Origin of the sequence: Streptomyces sp. AM6-12 (assembly GCF_044327085.1) — a bacterium.
Classification (GTDB): Bacteria; Actinomycetota; Actinomycetes; order Streptomycetales; family Streptomycetaceae; genus Streptomyces.
In genome coordinates this window covers 734,991-754,322 of the sequence record NZ_JBIQWN010000001.1, presented here as the reverse complement: position 1 = coordinate 754,322, position 19,332 = coordinate 734,991, and the positions used below count along the sequence as shown (strand labels likewise).

Annotated in this window: 39 protein-coding genes; 6 read left to right on the top strand and 33 right to left on the bottom strand. The window is 70.1% G+C overall.

Features of this window, described 5'->3' with window-relative positions; all coding sequences use genetic code 11:
• Window positions 1-134 precede the first annotated feature (134 nt).
• The 5 genes from ACE4Q9_RS03355 (at window position 135) to ACE4Q9_RS03335 (ending at window position 1,789) form a co-directional block, all read left to right on the top strand.
• Window positions 135-410 carry a helix-turn-helix domain-containing protein gene (locus ACE4Q9_RS03355; RefSeq protein WP_397982705.1) on the top strand — a complete coding sequence of 92 codons (276 nt, stop codon included), beginning with the start codon at window positions 135-137 and terminating at the stop codon, window positions 408-410.
• Entirely contained in the window at window positions 403-576 is a 174-nt protein-coding gene (locus ACE4Q9_RS03350; RefSeq protein ID WP_397982704.1) for a hypothetical protein, read from the top strand. The genes ACE4Q9_RS03355 and ACE4Q9_RS03350 overlap by 8 nt, the downstream gene beginning before the upstream one ends.
• Window positions 576-911 carry a DUF6221 family protein gene (locus tag ACE4Q9_RS03345; RefSeq protein WP_397982702.1) on the top strand — a complete coding sequence of 112 codons (336 nt, stop codon included), beginning with the start codon at window positions 576-578 and terminating at the stop codon, window positions 909-911. Before ACE4Q9_RS03350 ends, ACE4Q9_RS03345 begins: the two co-directional genes overlap by 1 nt.
• Window positions 912-1,107: 196 nt before the next feature.
• On the top strand, window positions 1,108-1,311 hold the full coding sequence (locus ACE4Q9_RS03340) for a hypothetical protein (RefSeq protein ID WP_397982701.1): 204 nt from the start codon (window positions 1,108-1,110) through the stop codon (window positions 1,309-1,311).
• Between the two features lie 76 nt (window positions 1,312-1,387).
• Window positions 1,388-1,789, top strand: a complete 402-nt coding sequence (locus ACE4Q9_RS03335) for a hypothetical protein (protein ID WP_397982700.1) — start codon at window positions 1,388-1,390, stop codon at window positions 1,787-1,789.
• A gap of 178 nt (window positions 1,790-1,967) precedes the next feature.
• Here the strand turns inward: ACE4Q9_RS03335 and ACE4Q9_RS03330 are convergent, their stop codons facing one another.
• The 17 genes from ACE4Q9_RS03330 to ACE4Q9_RS03250 form a co-directional block, all read right to left on the bottom strand.
• Window positions 1,968-2,309, bottom strand: coding sequence for a hypothetical protein (locus ACE4Q9_RS03330; protein ID WP_397982699.1), 342 nt, complete (start codon window positions 2,307-2,309; stop codon window positions 1,968-1,970).
• Window positions 2,310-2,392: 83 nt separating this feature from the next.
• A complete protein-coding gene (locus ACE4Q9_RS03325) occupies window positions 2,393-2,713 on the bottom strand; it encodes a hypothetical protein (protein ID WP_397982698.1) in 321 nt (106 codons plus the stop codon).
• Window positions 2,714-2,838: 125 nt separating this feature from the next.
• Window positions 2,839-3,207 carry a hypothetical protein gene (locus ACE4Q9_RS03320; RefSeq protein ID WP_397982697.1) on the bottom strand — a complete coding sequence of 123 codons (369 nt, stop codon included), beginning with the start codon at window positions 3,205-3,207 and terminating at the stop codon, window positions 2,839-2,841.
• Window positions 3,204-3,431 (bottom strand): helix-turn-helix domain-containing protein, encoded by a 228-nt coding sequence (locus tag ACE4Q9_RS03315; protein WP_397982696.1) that lies wholly within the window; start codon window positions 3,429-3,431, stop codon window positions 3,204-3,206. Before ACE4Q9_RS03315 ends, ACE4Q9_RS03320 begins: the two co-directional genes overlap by 4 nt.
• Window positions 3,428-3,610 (bottom strand): hypothetical protein, encoded by a 183-nt coding sequence (locus tag ACE4Q9_RS03310; protein WP_397982695.1) that lies wholly within the window; start codon window positions 3,608-3,610, stop codon window positions 3,428-3,430. The genes ACE4Q9_RS03315 and ACE4Q9_RS03310 overlap by 4 nt, the downstream gene beginning before the upstream one ends.
• A gap of 22 nt (window positions 3,611-3,632) precedes the next feature.
• Window positions 3,633-4,037 (bottom strand): SLOG family protein, encoded by a 405-nt coding sequence (locus tag ACE4Q9_RS03305; RefSeq protein ID WP_397982694.1) that lies wholly within the window; start codon window positions 4,035-4,037, stop codon window positions 3,633-3,635.
• Window positions 4,038-4,191: 154 nt separating this feature from the next.
• On the bottom strand, window positions 4,192-4,989 hold the full coding sequence (locus ACE4Q9_RS03300) for a hypothetical protein (protein ID WP_397982693.1): 798 nt from the start codon (window positions 4,987-4,989) through the stop codon (window positions 4,192-4,194).
• A gap of 74 nt (window positions 4,990-5,063) precedes the next feature.
• Window positions 5,064-5,342, bottom strand: coding sequence for a hypothetical protein (locus ACE4Q9_RS03295; RefSeq protein WP_397982692.1), 279 nt, complete (start codon window positions 5,340-5,342; stop codon window positions 5,064-5,066).
• Between the two features lie 29 nt (window positions 5,343-5,371).
• Complete coding sequence (locus ACE4Q9_RS03290) at window positions 5,372-6,100, bottom strand: hypothetical protein (protein ID WP_397982691.1); 729 nt, start codon at window positions 6,098-6,100, stop codon at window positions 5,372-5,374.
• Between the two features lie 22 nt (window positions 6,101-6,122).
• The gene (locus ACE4Q9_RS03285; RefSeq protein WP_397982690.1) at window positions 6,123-6,953 is read right to left on the bottom strand and encodes a DNA adenine methylase; all 831 of its coding nucleotides are present in this window, start codon (window positions 6,951-6,953) and stop codon (window positions 6,123-6,125) included.
• A 40-nt stretch (window positions 6,954-6,993) separates the two neighbouring features.
• Window positions 6,994-7,176, bottom strand: coding sequence for a hypothetical protein (locus ACE4Q9_RS03280; RefSeq protein WP_397982689.1), 183 nt, complete (start codon window positions 7,174-7,176; stop codon window positions 6,994-6,996).
• Window positions 7,173-7,436, bottom strand: coding sequence for a hypothetical protein (locus ACE4Q9_RS03275; RefSeq protein ID WP_397982688.1), 264 nt, complete (start codon window positions 7,434-7,436; stop codon window positions 7,173-7,175). The genes ACE4Q9_RS03280 and ACE4Q9_RS03275 overlap by 4 nt, the downstream gene beginning before the upstream one ends.
• Before the next feature lie 25 nt (window positions 7,437-7,461).
• Window positions 7,462-7,653, bottom strand: coding sequence for a hypothetical protein (locus ACE4Q9_RS03270; RefSeq protein WP_397982687.1), 192 nt, complete (start codon window positions 7,651-7,653; stop codon window positions 7,462-7,464).
• Between the two features lie 196 nt (window positions 7,654-7,849).
• Entirely contained in the window at window positions 7,850-8,107 is a 258-nt protein-coding gene (locus ACE4Q9_RS03265; protein WP_397982685.1) for a hypothetical protein, read from the bottom strand.
• A complete protein-coding gene (locus ACE4Q9_RS03260; protein ID WP_397982683.1) occupies window positions 8,104-8,853 on the bottom strand; it encodes a hypothetical protein in 750 nt (249 codons plus the stop codon). Before ACE4Q9_RS03260 ends, ACE4Q9_RS03265 begins: the two co-directional genes overlap by 4 nt.
• Window positions 8,850-9,260 carry a hypothetical protein gene (locus ACE4Q9_RS03255; RefSeq protein WP_397982682.1) on the bottom strand — a complete coding sequence of 137 codons (411 nt, stop codon included), beginning with the start codon at window positions 9,258-9,260 and terminating at the stop codon, window positions 8,850-8,852. Before ACE4Q9_RS03255 ends, ACE4Q9_RS03260 begins: the two co-directional genes overlap by 4 nt.
• Entirely contained in the window at window positions 9,257-10,198 is a 942-nt protein-coding gene (locus tag ACE4Q9_RS03250) for a hypothetical protein (protein ID WP_397982681.1), read from the bottom strand. Before ACE4Q9_RS03250 ends, ACE4Q9_RS03255 begins: the two co-directional genes overlap by 4 nt.
• A gap of 138 nt (window positions 10,199-10,336) precedes the next feature.
• On the opposite strand from ACE4Q9_RS03250, the gene ACE4Q9_RS03245 reads away from it, so the two are divergent.
• Window positions 10,337-10,657, top strand: a complete 321-nt coding sequence (locus ACE4Q9_RS03245; protein ID WP_397982680.1) for a type II toxin-antitoxin system Phd/YefM family antitoxin — start codon at window positions 10,337-10,339, stop codon at window positions 10,655-10,657.
• Between the two features lie 70 nt (window positions 10,658-10,727).
• Here the strand turns inward: ACE4Q9_RS03245 and ACE4Q9_RS03240 are convergent, their stop codons facing one another.
• From ACE4Q9_RS03240 to ACE4Q9_RS03165, 16 genes are all read right to left on the bottom strand, one after another.
• Window positions 10,728-11,141 (bottom strand): hypothetical protein, encoded by a 414-nt coding sequence (locus ACE4Q9_RS03240; RefSeq protein ID WP_397982679.1) that lies wholly within the window; start codon window positions 11,139-11,141, stop codon window positions 10,728-10,730.
• Window positions 11,142-11,275: 134 nt separating this feature from the next.
• The gene (locus ACE4Q9_RS03235; protein ID WP_397982678.1) at window positions 11,276-11,473 is read right to left on the bottom strand and encodes a hypothetical protein; all 198 of its coding nucleotides are present in this window, start codon (window positions 11,471-11,473) and stop codon (window positions 11,276-11,278) included.
• Complete coding sequence (locus ACE4Q9_RS03230; RefSeq protein WP_397982676.1) at window positions 11,470-11,787, bottom strand: hypothetical protein; 318 nt, start codon at window positions 11,785-11,787, stop codon at window positions 11,470-11,472. The genes ACE4Q9_RS03235 and ACE4Q9_RS03230 overlap by 4 nt, the downstream gene beginning before the upstream one ends.
• 8 nt (window positions 11,788-11,795) lie before the next feature.
• Window positions 11,796-11,993, bottom strand: a complete 198-nt coding sequence (locus ACE4Q9_RS03225) for a helix-turn-helix domain-containing protein (protein ID WP_397982675.1) — start codon at window positions 11,991-11,993, stop codon at window positions 11,796-11,798.
• A gap of 102 nt (window positions 11,994-12,095) precedes the next feature.
• Window positions 12,096-12,719 carry a WhiB family transcriptional regulator gene (locus ACE4Q9_RS03220; RefSeq protein ID WP_397982674.1) on the bottom strand — a complete coding sequence of 208 codons (624 nt, stop codon included), beginning with the start codon at window positions 12,717-12,719 and terminating at the stop codon, window positions 12,096-12,098.
• Window positions 12,720-12,795: 76 nt separating this feature from the next.
• A complete protein-coding gene (locus ACE4Q9_RS03215; RefSeq protein WP_397982673.1) occupies window positions 12,796-14,523 on the bottom strand; it encodes a DNA cytosine methyltransferase in 1,728 nt (575 codons plus the stop codon).
• Window positions 14,523-14,903: a hypothetical protein gene (locus ACE4Q9_RS03210; RefSeq protein WP_397982672.1), complete on the bottom strand. Its 381-nt coding sequence runs from the start codon at window positions 14,901-14,903 to the stop codon at window positions 14,523-14,525. Before ACE4Q9_RS03210 ends, ACE4Q9_RS03215 begins: the two co-directional genes overlap by 1 nt.
• The gene (locus ACE4Q9_RS03205) at window positions 14,900-15,190 is read right to left on the bottom strand and encodes a hypothetical protein (RefSeq protein ID WP_397982671.1); all 291 of its coding nucleotides are present in this window, start codon (window positions 15,188-15,190) and stop codon (window positions 14,900-14,902) included. Before ACE4Q9_RS03205 ends, ACE4Q9_RS03210 begins: the two co-directional genes overlap by 4 nt.
• Window positions 15,190-15,588 carry a hypothetical protein gene (locus tag ACE4Q9_RS03200; RefSeq protein ID WP_397982670.1) on the bottom strand — a complete coding sequence of 133 codons (399 nt, stop codon included), beginning with the start codon at window positions 15,586-15,588 and terminating at the stop codon, window positions 15,190-15,192. Before ACE4Q9_RS03200 ends, ACE4Q9_RS03205 begins: the two co-directional genes overlap by 1 nt.
• 79 nt (window positions 15,589-15,667) lie before the next feature.
• Window positions 15,668-16,549 (bottom strand): recombinase RecT, encoded by an 882-nt coding sequence (locus ACE4Q9_RS03195; protein ID WP_397982669.1) that lies wholly within the window; start codon window positions 16,547-16,549, stop codon window positions 15,668-15,670.
• Window positions 16,546-17,454, bottom strand: a complete 909-nt coding sequence (locus ACE4Q9_RS03190; protein ID WP_397982668.1) for a YqaJ viral recombinase family protein — start codon at window positions 17,452-17,454, stop codon at window positions 16,546-16,548. The genes ACE4Q9_RS03195 and ACE4Q9_RS03190 overlap by 4 nt, the downstream gene beginning before the upstream one ends.
• Complete coding sequence (locus ACE4Q9_RS03185) at window positions 17,451-17,858, bottom strand: hypothetical protein (protein WP_397982667.1); 408 nt, start codon at window positions 17,856-17,858, stop codon at window positions 17,451-17,453. Before ACE4Q9_RS03185 ends, ACE4Q9_RS03190 begins: the two co-directional genes overlap by 4 nt.
• The gene (locus ACE4Q9_RS03180) at window positions 17,855-18,247 is read right to left on the bottom strand and encodes a hypothetical protein (protein WP_397982666.1); all 393 of its coding nucleotides are present in this window, start codon (window positions 18,245-18,247) and stop codon (window positions 17,855-17,857) included. Before ACE4Q9_RS03180 ends, ACE4Q9_RS03185 begins: the two co-directional genes overlap by 4 nt.
• On the bottom strand, window positions 18,244-18,426 hold the full coding sequence (locus ACE4Q9_RS03175; protein WP_397982665.1) for a hypothetical protein: 183 nt from the start codon (window positions 18,424-18,426) through the stop codon (window positions 18,244-18,246). The genes ACE4Q9_RS03180 and ACE4Q9_RS03175 overlap by 4 nt, the downstream gene beginning before the upstream one ends.
• Window positions 18,423-18,998, bottom strand: a complete 576-nt coding sequence (locus ACE4Q9_RS03170) for a hypothetical protein (RefSeq protein ID WP_397982664.1) — start codon at window positions 18,996-18,998, stop codon at window positions 18,423-18,425. The genes ACE4Q9_RS03175 and ACE4Q9_RS03170 overlap by 4 nt, the downstream gene beginning before the upstream one ends.
• On the bottom strand, window positions 18,995-19,330 hold the full coding sequence (locus ACE4Q9_RS03165; RefSeq protein ID WP_397982663.1) for a hypothetical protein: 336 nt from the start codon (window positions 19,328-19,330) through the stop codon (window positions 18,995-18,997). The genes ACE4Q9_RS03170 and ACE4Q9_RS03165 overlap by 4 nt, the downstream gene beginning before the upstream one ends.
• Window positions 19,331-19,332 lie beyond the last annotated feature (2 nt).

Here is a 19,332-nt window from a genome sequence, read left to right as displayed (position 1 = left end):
CAACTCCGGCCGGGGGCTTGTTGTTTGACGGTTGGAGGCGACCTCCGAGCCGTTGTGTAGCCAAGCTACACGCGTGTAGGCTGACTACACAAGACGGCACGGAGATCCGCCTCCCCACCAGGAGAGGGACGGACGTGGAAGACCAGTCGGAGGAGGTGCGGCGCGTGCGCGAAGCCATCGCCGCTGTGGCGGTAGACGTACCGCCCGCAGAGCGGGCCCGTCGGCTGGACGCGGCTAAGGACGCTGCTCTTGTGGAGTGGAGACGTCGCCGACGGGAGGCCGTGCAGGAGATGAGCGATGGCGGGATGACGTACCGCGAGATCGCCAAGGAGATGGGGATCAGCTACGGCAGGGTCCGGCAGATCCTCGCCGAGGACCCCGAGCAGGTCGAGGAGCCGTCGGATGGATGAGCTGGAAGCGCTGCGTCAGCGCGTGAAGGAACTGGAGGACACGGTCCTCTACCTGTCGAACACGCTCGTCCTGCATGGGGTTTTGAACCCTGTCGAGGGGCAGGCTGCCCGGCGAATGTACGACCAGGCGGGGCAGATCGAGCGGGAAGGCGGGAGGCGCCGGTGATGGATGACCTGGTGGAGTTCCTGCGCGCCCGGCTGGACGAGGACGAGCAGATCGCGAGAGACGCCAATACGTCGCCGGAGATGGTGACGGGCATCCCGCGGTCCTATGCGAGCGCTCCCGTGGCCCTGCACATCGTTCGTCATGATCCGGCGCGTGTCCTCGCCGAGGTCGACGCCCGGCGCGGCATCGTGGACGACCTCGCCGAGGTGATCCGCTGGGCCGAACGTGCGAGTCTGGACTACCAGGATGGCGCGGACGCCTGCGAGCGGACACTGAAGCGGCTCGCGCTGCCGTTCGCCGATCACCCCGACTACAACGAGGCGTGGCGCCTGTAGCCGCGACCCGCCCAGACGAGAAGCCCCGACCATTGGCCGGGGCTTCGTCGTTTCGGGGAGCCGTCCCGAGTAGCACGCGATTCGTGGCGCAGCAGCGAAGACCAGAACCGCAGATCCAGCGTCCCCCCGCTGTCAAACGAATCCGTTCGGCCGCACCTGGCGCGCGCCTGCGGTCGGGCCACGGGAGGCTGGACGTATGCCTGTCGTGATCGTTTACCCACCTGATGAAGACGGTGGCCGCCGCGTCCGTGTCGACGGCGAGATCAGCGGGCGCGCGTTCCGGCTGACGGATGTGGTGGAGTTCCTGCGGCGTGCCGGCCTGGACGGGGTGGACGACCTGGACGTGCTGCGCGCCGAGTGGATCGAGTGGCGCGGGGGCGGGCCGGACGTGTGGGGCTGATGGCAGCTCGTAGGCCGACTGGGCGGTTTCGCCGATCAATAAGTGTCCGCATTGATGGCTGAATGGTTGGTTGGTCATGACTGACAACCAAACGCCACGGTCTGAGGGTGACGGCGACATCATTCAGCAGGTCGAGGCGTACACGATGGCCGGGGTCACGCGCGCGGTGTTGCGTGGATGCATCGACCGTGGCGAGCTGCGCATCGCCGACCGCCTCGGTTCGCGTGGCTCGGCCCGCCTGTACCGCTCGGATGTCGCGCGGCTGATGGTGGAACGGAAGTGGCCTGGGGGCCGGGCGGTTCCGGCGCAAGCCGACGGCGACGCATGCAGTGGGTGCGTGGCGTTGCGCGCACGCTTGCAGGAGGCAGAGCAGCGGCATCAGGAGGCGGAGCAGCGGCACAAGGAAGAGCGACGCCGGGATGCGGACCGGTTCCAGCAGATGAGTGATGCCTTCGACGCTGCCATGGGCCGGCGGTAGGGGGACGCGAAGGGACACCGTCGCCCGGTGCTCTTCCACCAGCAGCGGGCTGCGGGCGTGGTCATTTCTCCCTCCGTGCTGCGCGTGCTGCTGCGCGCCTGATGGGAGAGAAGAGCACGGACGCTGGCCGGACGCGCGAGCGCCCCGCCGGTTGGGCGGGGCGCGGCCGTTGGTGCGGTTACTTCCCGACGCTGACTCTCTCGTTGTCGAGGAGTGACGTGTGTGTGGCCGCCGTGATGATCCACAGGATCATCAGGAAGCCGGGCCACGGGTTGTCGTCGTTCGCGGACGGGCTGATGGAGATGGCCACGGAGTACACGGCGATCTCCACGACCACGTAGACGACGGCCAACCAGGGCTTCACGACGCCCTTGACTGCGGCAACGACGAAGGGGACAGCGCCGGCGAGTCCGGCGGTGATGATGGGGACGAGGGTCCAGATGACCTTGGCGATGGTGGTGTTGTACATGCGGGGTCGGGTGGGCGTGATCGGGGTGGTGAAGTAGGGGTTCGTCGCCATGGGGCTCCTCGTGTGTTCGGGTGGCGTGTGGGAAGTGTGCTGGTCTCGTGCTCGTGGTGTGGTGGGTTCTCCTGGATTGATGCCTACAAGTGATCAACTGCTTGTCGGGCGTTGGGGTTTCGGGGTTCCGTCGCTTGGGTCGCTGCTGTCGGCGCGGCCTGGTCGAGGGCGCGCGCGACTTCGCAGGGCCAGGGCTGTCCGCAGTCGTTGCAGGCGTTGGTGCGTCGGCCGTGGCTGTGGATGGCGCGGACGCGGGCGATGGCAGCTTCGGCGTGTTCGGCGCGCTGTACTGCTTCGAGGGCGGCGGTGTTGAGTGCGCGGTTGGCGATCTGAAGTCGGCCGAGCTGGTCGTACAGCTGGTCGAGGTCAGCGTCGTTGATCGTGGACGCGGTTTTGCGTATCACCGCGGGCTCCGTTCTGTTGATCGCAGCGTCCATATCTCGCCGCCACTGCTCGTACTCGTCGCATTTGAGTCCGGGGTGTCCGTGGTGCCGGCCGCTGGGGCAGGTGCTGCGCGGCGTGGGGGCGGTCACGGCTGGCTGAGGATGGCGCGGGCCACGGTGAGGGCGTGCTGGGCGTCTTCGGGGAGCGGCCCGTCGTCGCGGAGGTCGATGCCGGTCCAGCTGTCCAGCCAGCCGGCGAGCGCGAGGCCGACGGTGGGGTCCATGGCGGCGGCGTAGTCGCCGACGGGGGCGTGGACGTAGGGCACTCGGCCCCTGCCGCCTCCGCCGAGGAGTGGGCGCGCTCCGGTTGCCCACAGGGTGGTGTAGGTGCTGTCCGGCTGGTCGGGGAAGTGGCGGGTGGCGGTCCAGTTGGGGTTGCCGCTGTTGTCGGCTGCGGCGGTGGCGAGTTCGCGGAGTCGGGTGGCGGCCTGCTTGATCTCGTCTGCGGGTGTCATGCCTTCTCCTGCGCGTTGTGGGCGAGCCCGATGACGATGTGCATGCCGGTGAGGGCGAGGATGCGCTCGGCCCAGGCGAGGGTGAGGGGCGCGCGCCCAGTGATCATCTGGTTGAGGTGCTTGGTGCTGAGGCCGAGACGGCGGGCTGCTTCGGCCTGGCTGATGTGGGCGTGGATCAGTGCTGACCGGGCGTGGGAGCGGAGTTGCTCGTCTGCGGGTGTCATCGGGTGTCCTTGCTGGTCAGAGTCGGCTTCTGTCCGGCGCCTTTGCAGCGGTAGGTGCGGGGGCGCATGTAGCCGCTGCCTTCGGGGCCGCCGTGGTGGCGGAGGGTGCCGTTCTTGAGGAGGTTCATGTCGCGGTGGCAGACGGGGCAGGTGCCGCGTCCGTAGGGGCTGTTGGTCATGGGTGGTCCTTCCGGGTGCGGGTCAGCGGGCGTCGGGCTGGGCGGTGTAGCGGCGGACAGGGATGCCAGCGCGCTCGGCAAGGGCAGCGGTGTGGGAGGCGCCGCGGCTGCCGTTGCGGATGAAGGCGAGGCAGAGGTTGGCGCCGAGGTCGACCATGTCGGCGTTGCGGCGGAAGCCGGCTGAGCGGTCGAGAGTGCCGTTGACGCGCCACTGGGCGGGGTGGGCCTCCTCGGTGATGCCATGGGCGCTGTTGCGGCGGGCCCAGGTTTTGGCGAAGCGGTCGGCTCCGTTGGGGCAGTCGCCGTGGACGACGATGACGGGCTGGCCGTGGGGGACGGTGGCACGGGCCTCGTCGAGGGCTCGTATGACGACGCTGAGGTGTGGCCAGTCTCTGCTGCCGGTGACGAGGATTCGGTAGGGCTTCACGGTTCTCCTTGGTCGAAAGCTGTGTACGCCCGTCTGCGGGCCTGTAGTTGCGCTCTGTGTCGCGTGAGTCGCACGGGCGTCTGTTCGCGTCTCAAACGCCCGTCCAGCCCCTCTGTGGGGCCGCGCTGCACCACACGGCCCCACGCGGGTTGGCTCAGTCCGTCTCGGGCTGCCCGGACCGCGCCGCCTCGTCCTCGGGGTGGTAGTCGAACGGGTTGCCCTTCACGCCGCCGACGGGCACGGGGCCGCCCGGTGCCGGGTCCTGCTGCGCCTCGCGGGCGTCGTCCTCGGCGAGCAGTTCGCGGGCCTCGTCGGTGAGCTGCTTCACCCACGCGCATGCCTTCATGTGCCAGCGCAACCCCATGCCCTCGTGTCCGCAGTCGCACCTCGGAGTGTCGACACCGGACTCGGCGAACAGGTTGGGGCGCGGCCGGTCGGGATTCGCCAGGCAGCTGTCCGGGTCGATGCCCTCGCAGTTGCCGCATGAGTGCTCGTCCTGCTGCGCCTCGCCAGCCAGACGGCGCAGCTCGGCCGCCCGCTCGTAGATCGCATCCCACGGCGCGCCCGTTCCGAGACTGAGCTTCACGGACAGGGCGAAACGGTGGCCCTCGATCTCGGCACGACCTCCGGCGAGCTGGCCGTCGTGGTGGTCGCGGAAGCATCGCGCTCCCAGCTTGGCCAGTCCCTCGCTCTGCTTGAGTGCGTCTTCGAGCACTTCCACGCGGGCGCGGAGGCGGCCTTCCTCGGTGAGAGCTGGCGGCGGCGTGACGGCGGCCCGCTGGTCGGGCGCGGGCTGCACGGACAGGACCGCGTCGGCCTCGGCAGCGTGGTAGACGCACGGCCGGGTCGCCGGAACCTCGTTGCTGCTGGAGGACACGTACCCCTGCCGGTGTCCCGGCGGGCACAGCGCCTCGGCGATGCGGTCGCGGAGGTCGGGGTCGTTCTGGGTCATGGGTGCTCCTGTGAGATGGTCGGGGCGCCGGCCCGCCTGGATTCGCCCCAGGCGGGCCGCGCGCGAAGGGTGGGTCACGAGGTCAGCGCTGGCCGACGGCGCGTGCAGACGCGGTCGGTGTGCCAGATCTGGACGAGGTGCCGGGCGCCGAGGAACTTGGTCTCCTCGCCAGCCGGGCCCCAGGCGAGCGGCAGGCCGTCGCGGTTCCACAGGCGGGCTGCGGGCTCGGTCACTCCCGCGAGCCAGTCGGACGGCGGGGCCTGGCAGAGGCAGGTGCGGAGGTCTTCGGTCTCGTCGCGCCACAGGGTTGGTAGGACGTTCAGGCGGATCCAGTCCGCGGCTTCGGGTGTCACGTGTGGGTCTCCGTTCGGTGGTGTGCGGGTCACGGCCGGACGTGCTCGGGGTCGTCGCTGTCGTCGGCGACGACGTGCGCCTCCACGGCGGCGGTGTCCTCGGTGATGCCGAGCGCGCGGAGGGTGGCGCAGGGGTAGGCACTCTCGGACCAGATGCCGGTCTCGGGCGGCGGGAACATGAGCTGGGCGCAGTGCAGGCAGATCGCGAGGCCGTTGTGCTCGCCCTTCTCGTGCTCGGCGATCACGGCGGCGACCACGGCACGGAGGCGGCTCAGCTCCCGGTTGGCGCGGGCTCCCTGCTCTGCGAGGGCGGTCTGTCGCTCCAGCTCCTCGCGGAGCTTCTCGACCTCGGCCATCGGTGTGATCAGGTCGAGGGCGTTCTCCCACGGGCAGTTCATCGAGGAGTGCTCGCCGATGACCTCCTCCGGTGCGACGGCGTAGGCGAGCTTGTCGGCCATGTCGTGGAAGTGGTCGCGGTCGTCGATGGTCTCGCCGTGCGCGCGCTCCTCGGCGGCCAGCCTGGTGGCGAGCTGGTTGTTCTCGGCGCGGAGGCGGCGGATCTCGGCGGCCATGGCGTCGCGCTCGGGACGCGGCGCCCATCCGGCGGCACGCAGGGCAGCCACGTACCGGGCGCGGCACTTCTCGCAGTCGGGGCACGTGCGATCGCCGGGCTCGTCGCCGCAGACGCCGCACTGGGCGCCTTCGTTGCTGAGGATCTGGACGGCCTGGTCGTCGAGGTCGAGCTGCTGGTCGGTCACGGGTACTCCTCGGGTAGACGGGTCAGGCGGAGGCGGTGTCGAGGCTGAGGAAGTCGAGCTGGCTGCCGAGCCGGCGGTTCGCCCACAGCACCTCGGTGCGGGCCTTGTCGCCCTTGCCGTTGCCGGTGCTGGTCGCGTGCTCGTAGACGTGCCAGCCGTCGTACAGCTGGTCGTACAGCGGGCTGTGGTAGCCGGACAGGACGACCGCGGCGCGGCAGTCGGTGAGCGCGGCCGCGAGGTCGCGGTGCTGTTCTTCGGTCTTCATCTCGTGCCGGTACCGGGTCGTCGCTTCACGCGTTGTGCCCAGATACGGGGGGTCGACGTACAGCAACACCTGCTCGTGCCGCCCGTACTTGGCGATCACGTCCAGGGCGGGCATGCACTCCAGGGACACCGCGTGCAGGCGCTCGGCGACCGCGGCCATGCGGTCGACATAGCCGTCCAGGTAGGACGGCATCCCGAAGTTGCCCTTGGCGCCGGGGTTGACGTAGTGCCGCCAGCCGTTCTTGCGGAGCTGTCCGCCAAGGGACTGGGAGAGGCGTACCCATACGCGGCGGGCCTGCTCCAGTTCGTCCGTGGCCGGCTCGTGGGCGGCGAGCATCTCGGCGCGGCCGTGCGGGGTGAGCGCGCAGGCTCGGATCAGGTCGTCGGGGCGGTCGCGGAGTATCCGCCAGAACAGCATCAGCTCGCCGTCGAGGTCGTTGACGGTTTCCATCGGCGAGGGGCGCTTGGCGAAGAGGACGGAGAGGCTGCCGCAGTAGGGCTCGACGTAGTGCCCGCAATCAGGCAGCAGGGACGTGATCCAGGGGGCGATGGTCTGCTTGCTGCCGAAGTACGGGACGGGGCTTTTCACGGTGCTCCTTGGGTGTGGTGGTCGTGTCGGTGCGGTGGGGTCAGGCGGCCGTCTGCGGGGCGTTCTCGCCTCGGGTGGGCCTGGGGTGGCCTGGTGTGCCGACGGTGTTGCAGAGGGCGGCCCAGTGCTCGTCTTGCTGCTGCTGCGTCCAGTGGCCCCACGGCGTGGCGGGTTGGGGGCGGACGGGTATGGCTTCGGCGAGGAGGCGTTCGAGGGGGCTCACCGTTGGGCCCCCGTCTGGGCGCCGTGCTTCTTCTCGTGGGCGGCGTCGGTTGCGGCGGCGATCTTCTGGAGTGCGTTGATGAGGGCCGGGATGTCGCTGGTCTTCACGGTGCAGCCGTCTCCGTTGGTCACGAAGAAGACGGAGGGCCCGTTGGACAGCGTGTGGTCGGGGGTGAGTTTCAGGCCGTCGCCGTCCTGGTCGATGTAGATGGCGACCGGCTCGCCGAGTTCGGTGTCGGTCATCATTCGCAGGCCCTGCATGGTGGTCTCCTTCGGGCTGGGCGGGTCACAAGGACCAGAGGGTGGGCTGGTGCGGTACGAGGTCGAGTTCGGTTTGGCCGGGCATTTGTTCGCGGTCGGTGGTGACGCGGATGCGGGTGGGTGGTCCGTTGAGTCGGCGGGCGCAGATGGGGCCGAGGCCGGTGGGTGTGGGGTGTTTGAGCCGGCGCCCGCAGCCTGCGCAGCGGGGTTCGGTCATGCCGTGCTCTGCTCCCATGCGGTGATGCGGCGGGGGTGTGGTTCGGGGAGGGTTCGGCCGTTGGTGCGGAGTACGCAGGGTTTGCCGGGGAGTGCGTGGCAGTGGGGGCATTGGATGGCGCGTGCGGGGTGTCCGACCACCGTGGTGAGGGTGGCGCGGAGGCTGTCGGGCATGGGGGCGCCGGCCCGGCGGGCGGTCATGCGTCGCCTCCGCTGATGTACCGGTAGCCGGTGCTGGTGGGCCGGAACCGGTTGAGGCGGATGCGGGTGCGGCGGCCGGGCTTGGCGGTTTCGCGGCTGCCGTGGAGTGTGGGCACCTGGCGTCCGGTGACGAGTTCGACAGTGGCGTGTGTCGCGTCGATCTCGATGATGCGGATCTTGCGGCCGTAGCCGCGCTTGTCGTTGTCCTGCCAGATCTGGCCGACGGTGGGTGCGGGGGTGTCGGCGGCGTTCATGCGGTCTCCTCGGTGATGATTTCGGCGTCGGGGATGTCGTCGTCCGTCTGCTGGCGGGCGAGGTGGCGGGCGGACATCTCCCGGATCCGCTGTTCTGCGGCGGCGCGTTCGTCCCTGGTCTGGTTCGGCTGGCCGTTGGCGGCGCGGAGACGAGCGCTGTGCGGCTTGGTGCGGGGTTTGCCGAGCGGCTGCTTCTCCGAGGCGCCGGGGGTCTTGCAGGGGCGGCCTATCGCCGCGCCGCACGCGGGGCACGCGATGCCAAGGGGTCCGGATCGGCGGATGGTGTCGGCGAGGGTCTCCTCGTCGGAGTCGCCGACAACCCGGGTGCCTTCCCAGCCGCGGGCTTCCAGCTCGGCCATGAACTGCCGGGACGGCGCGCCCTCCAGGACGAGCCGGCCGGTGGGCGGGGCAACGCGGCCGGAGGCGATGGCTTGGACCTGGCCGCGGTAGCGGGCGAGGTATTCGCCGGTGGTTTCGCCGGGGATGGGTTCGTACTGGAAGTTCTCCAGCCGGGCCGACCGGATCTTCGAGCGGAGGGTGCGAACGTGGTGCGGGAGGATCCACAGTTTCGCGTCGGGGTCTTTCGGCGGGGTCGTGTAGTAGGCGGCGACGGCTGCTTTGGTGTCGGCGTCGAGGGGGAGGTCGTGGAGGGCGGATGCCCATGCGATGGCGGCGGCGACGGAGGGTTGCCGGTTGTCGAAACCAGAGCAGTGGGCGAGGAGTTCGGCGGCTTCCTTGGCGTTCACCGGCTGCCCTCCTCGCGCTGCTCGCCGGGGTGGGTGAGGTTGCGGACGGGCTTCCACGGCGGCTTGCCGGTGCCGGGGCAGGGCTTGGACCAGCGGAAGGTGCGGCTGCCCAGGTAGTTGCGGCCGCTCCAGTGGTGGGGGCCCATCACGCCGTCGCGGGTCATGGCCCGGTCCTGCATGCAGTGCTTGCACCAGCCGCGCGGGCGGACAGGCTCGGGGACGGCCGGGTAGACGATGCGGTACGTCGGGTGGTCGGCGGTGATGCGCTTCTCGCCGTCGACGCGGAAGGCGAGGTATGGGCCGCGGGTCCCCACGATCGTGGCGGGCTTGCCGTCGTACTCGATGCGCATGCGGTGCCGGGCGGGCACGTCGTAGGTGCGGCGGATCCACTCCATCGTGCTGGTCATGCGGAGTCTCCTTCCTGGCGGAGTTGTTCGGCGATGGCCATCCAGCCGGCGACCTTCGCGTCGGTGCCGGTGAGCTGCTGGCCGTTGGGGAGGGCGATGACGTTCGAGGGCCGGTTGGCGCGTTCGGACGCGAACTTCGCGGAGCGGCGGACCCACTTTTGGTACTCGTCGTTCCAGTTGCGGCGGCTTTGGCCGGTGGAGCGGAAGTGGCTGACGAACTGGGCGGCTTCGTAGTCGGGGTCGATGCCCGCGCCGAAGGTGTTGACGGCCCAGCGGCGGAGTCCGTCGGCGAGGGTCCAGCCGTCGGTGTCGATCGGGGAGGGCGCGTAAGCGTCGAGGTCGGGCGCGCTACTACCGGTAGGTCCCCTATCTACATCAGCCACGTCGTAGTTCTGGGAGGGGAGGGGAGGGGAGGGGACAACCGTTGCACCCTCATGGGTGTCACGGCGTGACGAACCTTCCTGACCTGCGGGTTCGTCTTCAAACAGGGGTGCATTTTCGTCGCAGTTTGGCGCCGAACTGCGCTCATTCTGACGAGATTTTGAGCCCAGATTCGCCGCAGAATCACGGCCGTTCCGGTTCGCGCGGGCCGTGTCCCGGCCCTTCTGCTGCCGCTTCCGAGCCGCCTCACGGGCCGCTTCGATCTGCGCGCGGGACTTGTTGTAGTCGAGGTAGTCGTGGATGTAGAAGCCGCCGTCGGCCGGCTGCGGGCAGCGCGGGCAGCCGTGGCCGGGCTCGTGGAGCATGCCGACGGTGAGGAGTTTGCGGATCGTGGCCGCGGTGCCGTAGGCGGTGACGATGTCGCCGTCGAGGTGGCCCTCGGTGAGGTGCTTGGTGGCGTGCACGCCGAGCCGGACGAAGAGGCCGACGGCGGCGTTGCCCGCCTTGCGCACCTTGGGGTGCGTGTCGAACCCGTCATCGAGGGCGAACCAGACCATGGGGTGCTTCTCTCGTGCGTGGTGAGGAGGGGTTTTAGGCGCGCGGAACCAGGGCGCTTAGGGAGGTCTGTTCAACCCATCCCCGCTGTAGCTATCATAGCTAAGAAGGCTACGAATGAGATAGCTAAGGGAGCTACCGTGACCGTCACAGCCATCACCAGTTACGCTGTGTCCATGAGCGAGCGGCCGACCATCCACCGGAACCAGATCGCCGAGGCGCGCAACGTCCTCGGCGAGGTGATCGCCCGTGCACGCTTCGCCGGTGAACCGACGATTTTGATCAATCGGGGCAAGCAGGCAGCCGTGATCGTCAGCTATGAGGACGCGGCGACTCTTTGGGAACTCCGCGGTTATCTCGAAGACTTGGAGGGCCTCGACACGCCCGCTGCCATGCAGCAGGCTCGTGTTCTCCGTGAGGCACTCGACGTTGCCAAGAGCCGCGCGCTCGATTCCTCCTGACACCGCCCCTCCTCCTCTCTCCGGGCCCCGCACCGTGCTGGTGCGGGGCTTTGCTGCGTGCGCTGCGGGGTCAGTCGCTAAGTTCGGAGTCGGTCATCAGGTCGCGCGGGATGCGGCCGGTGACCAGAACCTCGCGCAGGTCGGCGACGGCCTTGCGGTACGTCCGGCCGCGCTCGGCGACCTCGGCGTCGAGGTTGGCGGCAGCCGGGCCGTCGAAGCTGCCGATGGCGACGTCGCCGTGGTCGGCCATCTGCTGCCAGCGCTCGGCGAGCAGGTTGAGGGCGGTCAGGGTGGCGCTCTGGTCGCCGTTTCCGCCGTCCCACTGGTTGGCGACGTGACGCAGGACGTAGGCGGCGCCGGGCTGGCTGAGGCCGTTCGCGGCGGCTTCGATGGACAGGCCGCCTTCTGTCGAGCCGGGGCGGATGATGACGAAGGCGAGTGCGTCGGTGCCGTCGATGGCGGTCATGGTGACGTTGTCGTTCATGGGTTGTGTTCTCCTTGGGGTAGGCCCCGCCGGATTCGCCCCGGCGGGGCTGTGCTGTTACTGGCCGATGGGTGCCGAGCAGCCCTTGCAGAACCCGGCGTTCGGCGGGACCGGGGCGTGGCACTTCGGGCAGTTCATGGGCGGGTCTCCTCGGTGAGTGGGCCGTGGTCGGCGACGAGGACCCGCCAGCGGATGTAGTGGCTGCCGGTGCACGTCCAGCGGGTGGTGTGGCGGGTCCAGCGGCGGCCGGCCCGGTCGGTGACCGCGCGCACGTCCGCGGGGGCCTGGAACGAGCCGGGGCCGTTGGGCCGCCAGGTGCGGGCGGCCGTCACGCCGCCCTCCCGGCCTGCGCCGCGCGGGTGCCGCGCCACACGGACACCGCGGAGTGCTCGCCGGTCGGGCGGAGTGTGCGGTCGAACCCGCAGTGCTCGATGACGCCGTCACGGACCAGCGACTGCGCGAAGTTCCCCCAGTCGGACTTCCTGTTCGGTGGCTCGGGCAGGTCGTTGTCCGCGGCGACCTCGTACGTCGTGAACCGCCGGCCGGATGCCGCGGCCACCACGAACGCGGGCCGAACCAGGTCGCACCAGGCGTGGTAGTCGAGGGTGCTGACCGCGGGTATCGCGCCGTCGAGAGTCGGTTGCACCGGGGCGGTCATTGGGCGCCCCCGATCCGTGTGCCGCCGGGCTTGCGGAGTCGGACGCCGGCCTCGATGAGGAGGGTGCGGGTGCAGCCGTAGGAGCGGCCGATCTCGCGGGCGACGGTGGGGATGCTGTCGCCGTTGACGTAGAGGCGGGCAGCCTGTTCGCGGAGCCGTATGCGGGCTTCGCCGGTGGTGGGTCGGCCGGTCATCGGCCCTCCTTCTTCGGGGTGTTGGGGCTGGGTGGGTCAGGGAGTCCGGGGGCCCGACAGGGGCTGTGTTCCACGCACAGCCCCTGTCGGTCCGGCCGGTCATCAGGCCGCGAGGTCCGTGGCCGCGCGGGCGGCCTTCGCGGCTGCCACACGCTGCCGTCGTTCGTCGGCGTCCAGCAGGTGCTGCGGGTGGACGCACTCCACGACCGGGCATTCCGGGGCGCGGCGGACGATGCCGACGGCCTTGCGCCCGCGATCGAGGAGGAACGCGAGCTGCTTCGGGGTGATCGGGATGCCGTGGAAGCTGAACGAGGTGGATGCGCCGCTCCAGCCGAGATGCCCGCCGGGCAGGACGTACGTGTTGGTGTCCCACACGTCGCGGAGGGTTTCGGTCGGGTTGAGCTCGAAGTGCAGCGCCTCGTACACGGCTGCCTCCAGCACGGCGGGGTTCTCCAGCTGGTGGAGCTTGTACTTCTTGCGGATGGTCGTCCGCTGGCCCTCGCTGAGCCCTCCCCACACGCCGGTTTCCTCGTTGCGGGTGAGGGCGTGGCTGGCGCACTTGAGCATCGACGGGCAGCCGAAGCAGAGGCTCTTGGCAGCCCGGACAGCGACCACGTTGCCCGGCTTCGGGAACCAGCGGTCGGGGTCCAGGCCGGCGCACGCGCCCAGGAGACGCCAGTCGGTGGGGCGGGGAGCCGCGGGGACGGCGCCGGTGTAGTGGGTCATGCTGCTTCTCCGGGTATCGCGGTGTACTGGGTGCGGATGGTGCGGCCGGCGGCCTGGGCGTTGGGGCTGTGATGCGTCACGCAGCCACCTCCGGCTGGTGGAGAACGGCGCGCAGCCGGGCGCCGATCCAGGTCCCGACCTGCGGGCTGACGGCGTTACCGAAGCCGTCGACCTGGTTGCGGGCGGAGCCCCAGACGGTGAAGGTGCCGCGGTAGTCGTTGAAGTCGACGTCGAAGCCGCAGCCACGGCCGATCTCGTGCGCCGCCATCATTCGGTAGAAGCAGTCCTCAAGCGGCAGTTCGGCGAGCGACGCCTGCCACTGGGCCCTGAGCAGCGCGGTCGTGTCGGTCGCGGTGAGGGTGCCCAGCGGGTCCGTGAGCGGGTGCGGTGCGGTCCCGTGGTCGGGGCTGGTCCCGTTCTGCTTGTACCAGCCGGCGGCCGTCAGCACCGCCGGGATCTGCTCCGAGGTGAAGGTGGGCATCGCCTCGCTGTGCAGCGTGGGCAGCGTGTTCTTCCGGTACGGGATGACACCGGAGGACAGCACGGCGAGGGTCTCCGATCCCACCTGGGTGGGCAGCGGCTCCCCGGCGCCGCGGGCGGCCCCCTGGAAGTTGTCCACCGCGAGTGCCATCGCCTGTACGGCCAGCCCGTCAGCGGCGCCTTGGGCCCACAGCGGCTGGACGACCGGTCCGGTGGACAGGATCGCGGTCTCCTGCTGGCTGGTCTGCGTCGCCATCGGCTGCAACAGGAGCCGCTCCGAGCCGTGGACGCCCTTCGCCGGCATGAGGATCGCTGGGAAGTCGGCGAAACGGCGGCGGCAGCGTTCGGCGCGCGCCATCGACGACCGCGCGAGCGGACCGACGAAGCCGTCCTTGAACGTCTTGACCGGCTTGTCGCCGATGCGCGTGCCGAGGTCGGTGAGGTCGAGTGCGGCCAGCGACGGCGTCATCGGCGGGACGACGGGGCGGCGGCAGGACGGGCACCGGTACTCGTACTGCTTGCCGTACATGACCGTGCCGGTCGCTGGAATGCCGGTCTTCCACGTCCACACCGCCTCGACGTCCTTGTCGCAGTGGTGGCAGCGCGACACTGGCCGGTGCTCCAGGTCGGGCGCGGGCAGGGACTTGTCCCAGAACACCCAGTAGCCGCGGTCCCGTGACTGCGGGACCCCGAAGAACTGGCTGTTGAGGTACAGGACCTTGTGGTCGTAGTTGAGCAGGTCGAACTGGTTGAGCCACCACCGGTAGGTCGAGCCGTCACCGACTTTCGGGCGGCCCGGCAGTGCGGGGCCCCATGAGGTGAGCTGGGTGGTGCACTCGACGAGGATGAGACGCGGGTGGTGCTTGGCGGCGTACTGGAGGACGCAGTTCGCGGTGGCCCGGTCCCGTTCGGACCTGGTGACGCGCGCTTCGTAGTCGGGGTCCTCCAGCTCGAACAGTGTCAGGCCCTGCTCGTACGCCTTGACCGTGTTGGCGAGCGAGTGGTTGACGCAGCTCACTCCTGCGGCCAGGAGGTCAGCGGCGGGGAGGTCGCGGGCGGAGTGATAGTCGGAGGCGTCGGGGTCGACGAGGTCGGCGATCCAGTGCTCAGCGTCGGGGTGGTTCCGCTCGTGGACCTGCACCTTGTACTCGTTGTGGTTCGCGGCCATGATCGTGGTGAACCCGGCATCCCCGATGCCCTTGGTGAGTCCGCCGAAGCCGCTGAAGAGGTCGACGGCGACGTATTCGTCGTGACGGAAGCGGCGACGTCTGACGGCCGGTCGATGCGCGGCAGTGCGGCTCTTCTTCTTGGACGCGGTGGCCATCAGGCGGCCTCGCCCTCGTTGTCGACGGGCAGGGTGGTCTGGATGTCGAGGGCGCGGGCGAGGAGTTCGGTGAACTGGCGGCCGGTCATGGTGACGTAGCCGTCCGCGGCGGCGGTCTTGCCGATCCGCTTGTGCCAGACCACGCCCAACCAGGCGCCGTCGTGGCCGCGTTCGGTCTCGGCTTCGGCGACCCATTCGGCGAGCTTGAGACGGGCCTCGTTCTTGGCCTCGATGACGACGCCGACCACGCCCGCGATGTCCCCGCGGTCCTTCGCTGCCCCGGCGAGGCGGCGTTCGGCGAACGGCCAGCCCGCGGCCTTGAGGTGCTCAACGATGGCGCGCTCCCACGCGGAGCCCTTCGCCTTGTTGCGGCTGGTCACTGGTCCCCCTTGGACGGTTCGGTGTGGATGGCGTTGCGGAGCCGGTTGAGGCCGGCCTCGAGGTCGGGGTTCTCGAGCAGGTAGTCCTCGAGGTGTGCGTCGAGTTCCTCGAGCAGCCGGAGTTCGGCGACCTCGAGTCCGCTGCGGCGGGCGCGAACCCGGCGGACGATGGCGCGGGCGGCGGCCCAGACGGCGGCGATGAGTGCGCCGGTGGCCATGGCGGTGAGGAGCACGGTGGCGAGGAGGACGGCGCCGCCGACGGTCTCCGTAGTGATCGGGATGGGCATCAGGCGTCGTACCTCATCTTCGGGTCGCGGCGGGACTGCCACTGCTCGCCGGCTGCGACCGCGGTGGTGTTGAGGCCGAGGGCGTCGTCCAGGCGCTGCTGGAGGTGGTCGGCGCGCTTCTTTTCGGCCTCGTACTTGGCCTGCCAGCCGTCGTCCGTGGAGGCGATCTGCTTGCGGACGGCGGTCAGTTCCTCGGTGAGGTGTTCGTTGACGATGGCGGTGTCGGTGTACCGCTCGTCCAGGGCGACGTACTGCTCGGTCGCCTTCCGGGCGACAGCACGCTGGGTGTCGCGGTCCCGCGCGAACTGGTCCCGTTCGCCGCGGAGTCGGTCGCGGTCGGCCTTCACGGCGTCCAGGTCGGTCTCGTAGCGGCGGCGGGTGACGAGAGGCCATCTCATTGCTGGTGCTCCGTTCGGTGTGGTCTGCTGGGTGCCGGCCGCCCGCATTACGGGTGCGGGCGGCCGGCAGATGTACGGGCTACTGCTGGGGCGGCTGCGCGACGTCCGGCCACGCGGTCTGGCCCGGCTCGTCGTCCACGAACTCGCCCTCGATCGGGCCCTCGTCGTCCATGGCGTCATCGCCGTCGTTGGGAATGTCCGCATGCGGCTGCGGCAGCGACGGGGCGAACCCGGCAGTGTGCTCGGCGGCGACCTCGGCCTGCGCCCGGAGCTGCTCGCGCATGTACTCGGCGGACGTCGGGACCCACTTCGCGAGGCGGCGGGCGGCGGTCTTCAGCCACATCGCTTCCTCGTTGGTGTTCCACGGGGAGAACTCGCTGTTGCGGCCGTCGGACTTCGCCTTGGCCTGCATGACCTGTGCCCGGTTGAGGATGACGACCTTCGAGGTCGCGCCGTCCTTCATGACGGCGTAGGCATACACGCCGACGAGGTCGCCGCGGTCACCGCCGAACCAGTCGACGTCGTGGACGGGGCGCTCGTCGCGGCCGATGACGTAGCGGAACGTGTCGCTGGCCCGGACCGTCTCGACCACGACGGAGGACACGGCGCCGGCCCGGTAGATGAGCTCGATGATGCCCTGGTAGCCGACGATCCCCTTGATGATCTTCTGGCCGCGGTGGGCCTTCGACTTCCGCGGGGTCAGGTAGAACTGCTCGGTACCGGGCTCCAGGCCGAGGCGGGCGGCGGTCTTCAGTTCGCGGAGGAAGACGCCGATGTCGGTCTTGGCGGCCTGCTCCAGGTCGCGGTTCCCGCGGATGGCGCCGACGGCGAGACGGACCCATTGGTCGGCGTTGATGTGGGACGGGACGAGGGCGGCGTATTCGTCGCGGTACTGCTCAACCATGGCGCCGGGTCCGTTGTCGCGGACGGCGACGGCGCTGGTGACGGTGTTCTCGGTCATCGGGCGTTCCTTCGGGTACGGGCGGGGAGAAGTTGGTAGGTCTTGCCGGCGCGGACCGTGCGGGTCGCGACTCGGTCGCGTTCGCAGACCGCGCGTCGGCCGGTGCCGATCTCGTCGAGGAGCAGGCCCTTGCAGGCGGTGAGTTCGTCCTCGGCGGCCCACGCGGCGTCCTGCGCGGCGTGGAAGCGGTCGCGAAGCTGGGGGTCGATCTCCACGTCGACGTCGTCCAAGCCGTCGGGGAGCTCGCGGATGGTCTGGTAGGTCGCGGTGTGGCCGTCGATCGCAGGCCGGTCCCCGGTAGCGAGGGAGGCCATGAACTCCTCGGCCTTCTCCCGCATGTACGCGGCTTCGGCGGCGTCGTACTCGACCAGGTACTCGCGGTACTCCGACCCGGCGATGAGGACGGCGACGTGGCAGCGGGCGGCCTGGAGGACGTCCATGTACCAGAGACACTGCGCCCGGTAGTGGACGGGAATCTGGTCGGTGCCCTCCTCGCCCCAACCCTCCGCGTCGCGGGCGGTCTTCGCTTCGAGGAGATCCGGGCCCGCGTGCCGGTCGGGGTTGGCGATCTGCCACGGCCGGTCCGGGTGGCAGAAGGTCGGCGCCACCGTCACGTCGAGGTCGGGGTGCTCGGCCGCGAACCGGGCGCAGATGCCGGGCTCATGGACCTTCCCCCAGTACATCTCCTCGGACTCCTCGACCGGCCCGACCAAGCCCTGCTTGCGGTGCCACAAGGAGAACGCGGACTCGTACGGGGAAAGGCCGAGGACCGCGGCGATCTCGCTGCCGCCGATGCCCTGCGCGCGGGCCGCATGCCACGCGTCCGAGCCGGGCTCGAACCAGCCGAGGACGACCGGGGTAGCGGCCGGCGCCGTGGTGGCGCCGGGCTGCACAGTGGTGGTCACGCGGTGGTGTCCTTTCGGGTGTTGACCGTGTAGAAGCGGCGGCCTGCGTCCTCTTCGTGGAGGACGAGGTGGCCCTGCATGTGGAGGGCGTGGAGGTCTTTCCGCGCGGTCGCCCGCAGCGGGGCGGGGATTCCGGTGGCGCGGTAGAAGCGCTGGACTCGGCGGGTCGTCCACTCGCCGCCCTGGGCCATCACGGCGTCGAGGAGGAGAGCGACCCGCTGGTGGTGGGAGACGGGCGTGCGACCGCAGGCCTCGGGGTGGTCGCAGGCGAGCTTTGCGAACTCGGCCTCGAACGGCTCCGGTTGGTGCTGGTAGGCGGCGGCGAGGGCCAGCCGGTCAGCGTCGGTCTGCTGGGCACGCTGCCGGGCGATGAGCGCGGCCACCTGGTCCATGAGGGCGCTCATGCCGCACCTGCCTCGCGGCCCTGAGCGGGCAGGAGCGCGGCGAGATTGAATCGGCCCAGCGTGTGGGCCACCTTGCCCAGCTCCCTCAACAGGCGCCCGGCCGTGCCAGTCTTGATCTCGACTCGCGCGGTGTCCATGGACGCCACGCCCTCGATCTCCTCGATCGCGGCGTCCAGCTCGCCCTCGCGGCGGATGCCCTGCACGACAGCGGCGAGACCGTCCAACGCCTCGATCACGTCGTCACGGGTGTCGGGGTCGGCCCACCCGGCGACGAGCTGGGTGAGGGTGTCGGTGCGGATCTGGTCGACGCGGAGGTACCCGGCGAGGTGATCCGAGCGGAGCTCGAACGACATCTGCGGGTGGCTGGACGTGGGTTCGGGGTTCTTCATCGGGCACTCTCCGGAGCGGTGAGGAGCATGAGGAGGACGGCGGCCGTCACCGGCAGTTCGCGCACTGCGCGCGGCGTCAGGTGATCGGCGCGGGCCAACCGCATCAGCGGCAGAACCGTGGCCGCGTACAGGCCGGTCGCGGCAGCCACGACCTCGACGGGCGACGGCTGGCCGGTCATGAGGCGCCGCCCATCTGCGGCAGGTCCCGGCCGAGCCGGTAGCCGTGATGCAGCGGGCTGTCGTGCGGGTCCTCCAGCAGGGCCTGCGTCGGCGCCAGCAAGCGCGTCAACCGGTCCGCCGACTCCGCGGTCGACGGCCGACGCCACGGCGCGTTCCCGTGCGTGCACTCGTTACCGTCGAACCCGCCGAAGCAGCCCTTCTCGCAGGCCGCACAGTCCGGACACCACTGCTCCGGCAGCGACCCACACCCCTGGCACGCACCCGGATCCGTCTCCTCGTGCGCCCCCCGCAGCGCCACGGTCACATCCGCGAGCGCCTCGTTCGTCTTGTGTCGCTCCGCCAACAACTCGGCGATCCGAGCGCCGTCGGCCGCCCGCCACTCGTTGAACAGGGCCAGCTGGGACCTGAGACCCGCAGCCTCAAGACGCAGCCGCTCCAACTCGGCCGCGTGCTCCGGGGACTGGAGCAGCTGCGCTGACTCCAGAGCCAACGCGACCCCAGCCGCCGTCCGACCCTGCTCCAACGCCGCCTGCACCACGCCGGCCGCCGCGTTCACCGCTCGCGTGTTCACGCTGCCACCGCCGAACCCGCAGACAGCGCCGAGACCAGGCAGGTCCCCCACACGTTCACGTGCACGTCCCGCCACGTCGCAGACAGCGACACCGACACCGACCGCCGCCCATCCGGCGACGTGAAGTACGTCTCCTGCACGTTCCCGCCGAGGACCAGGGCGTAGGCCCGGACCGTCTCCCGCATGTCGTACTCGGCGTGCACCTCGACCGTGCCGGACAACAGGCCGTCACGCTCCACCGACCAGCGAGCCGCAGCCAGGTCGGGATGCTCCACCAGCAGCTGCGACAGCGCGATCGCCGCGCTCAACTGCGTCTGAGATGATGTGCCCATCG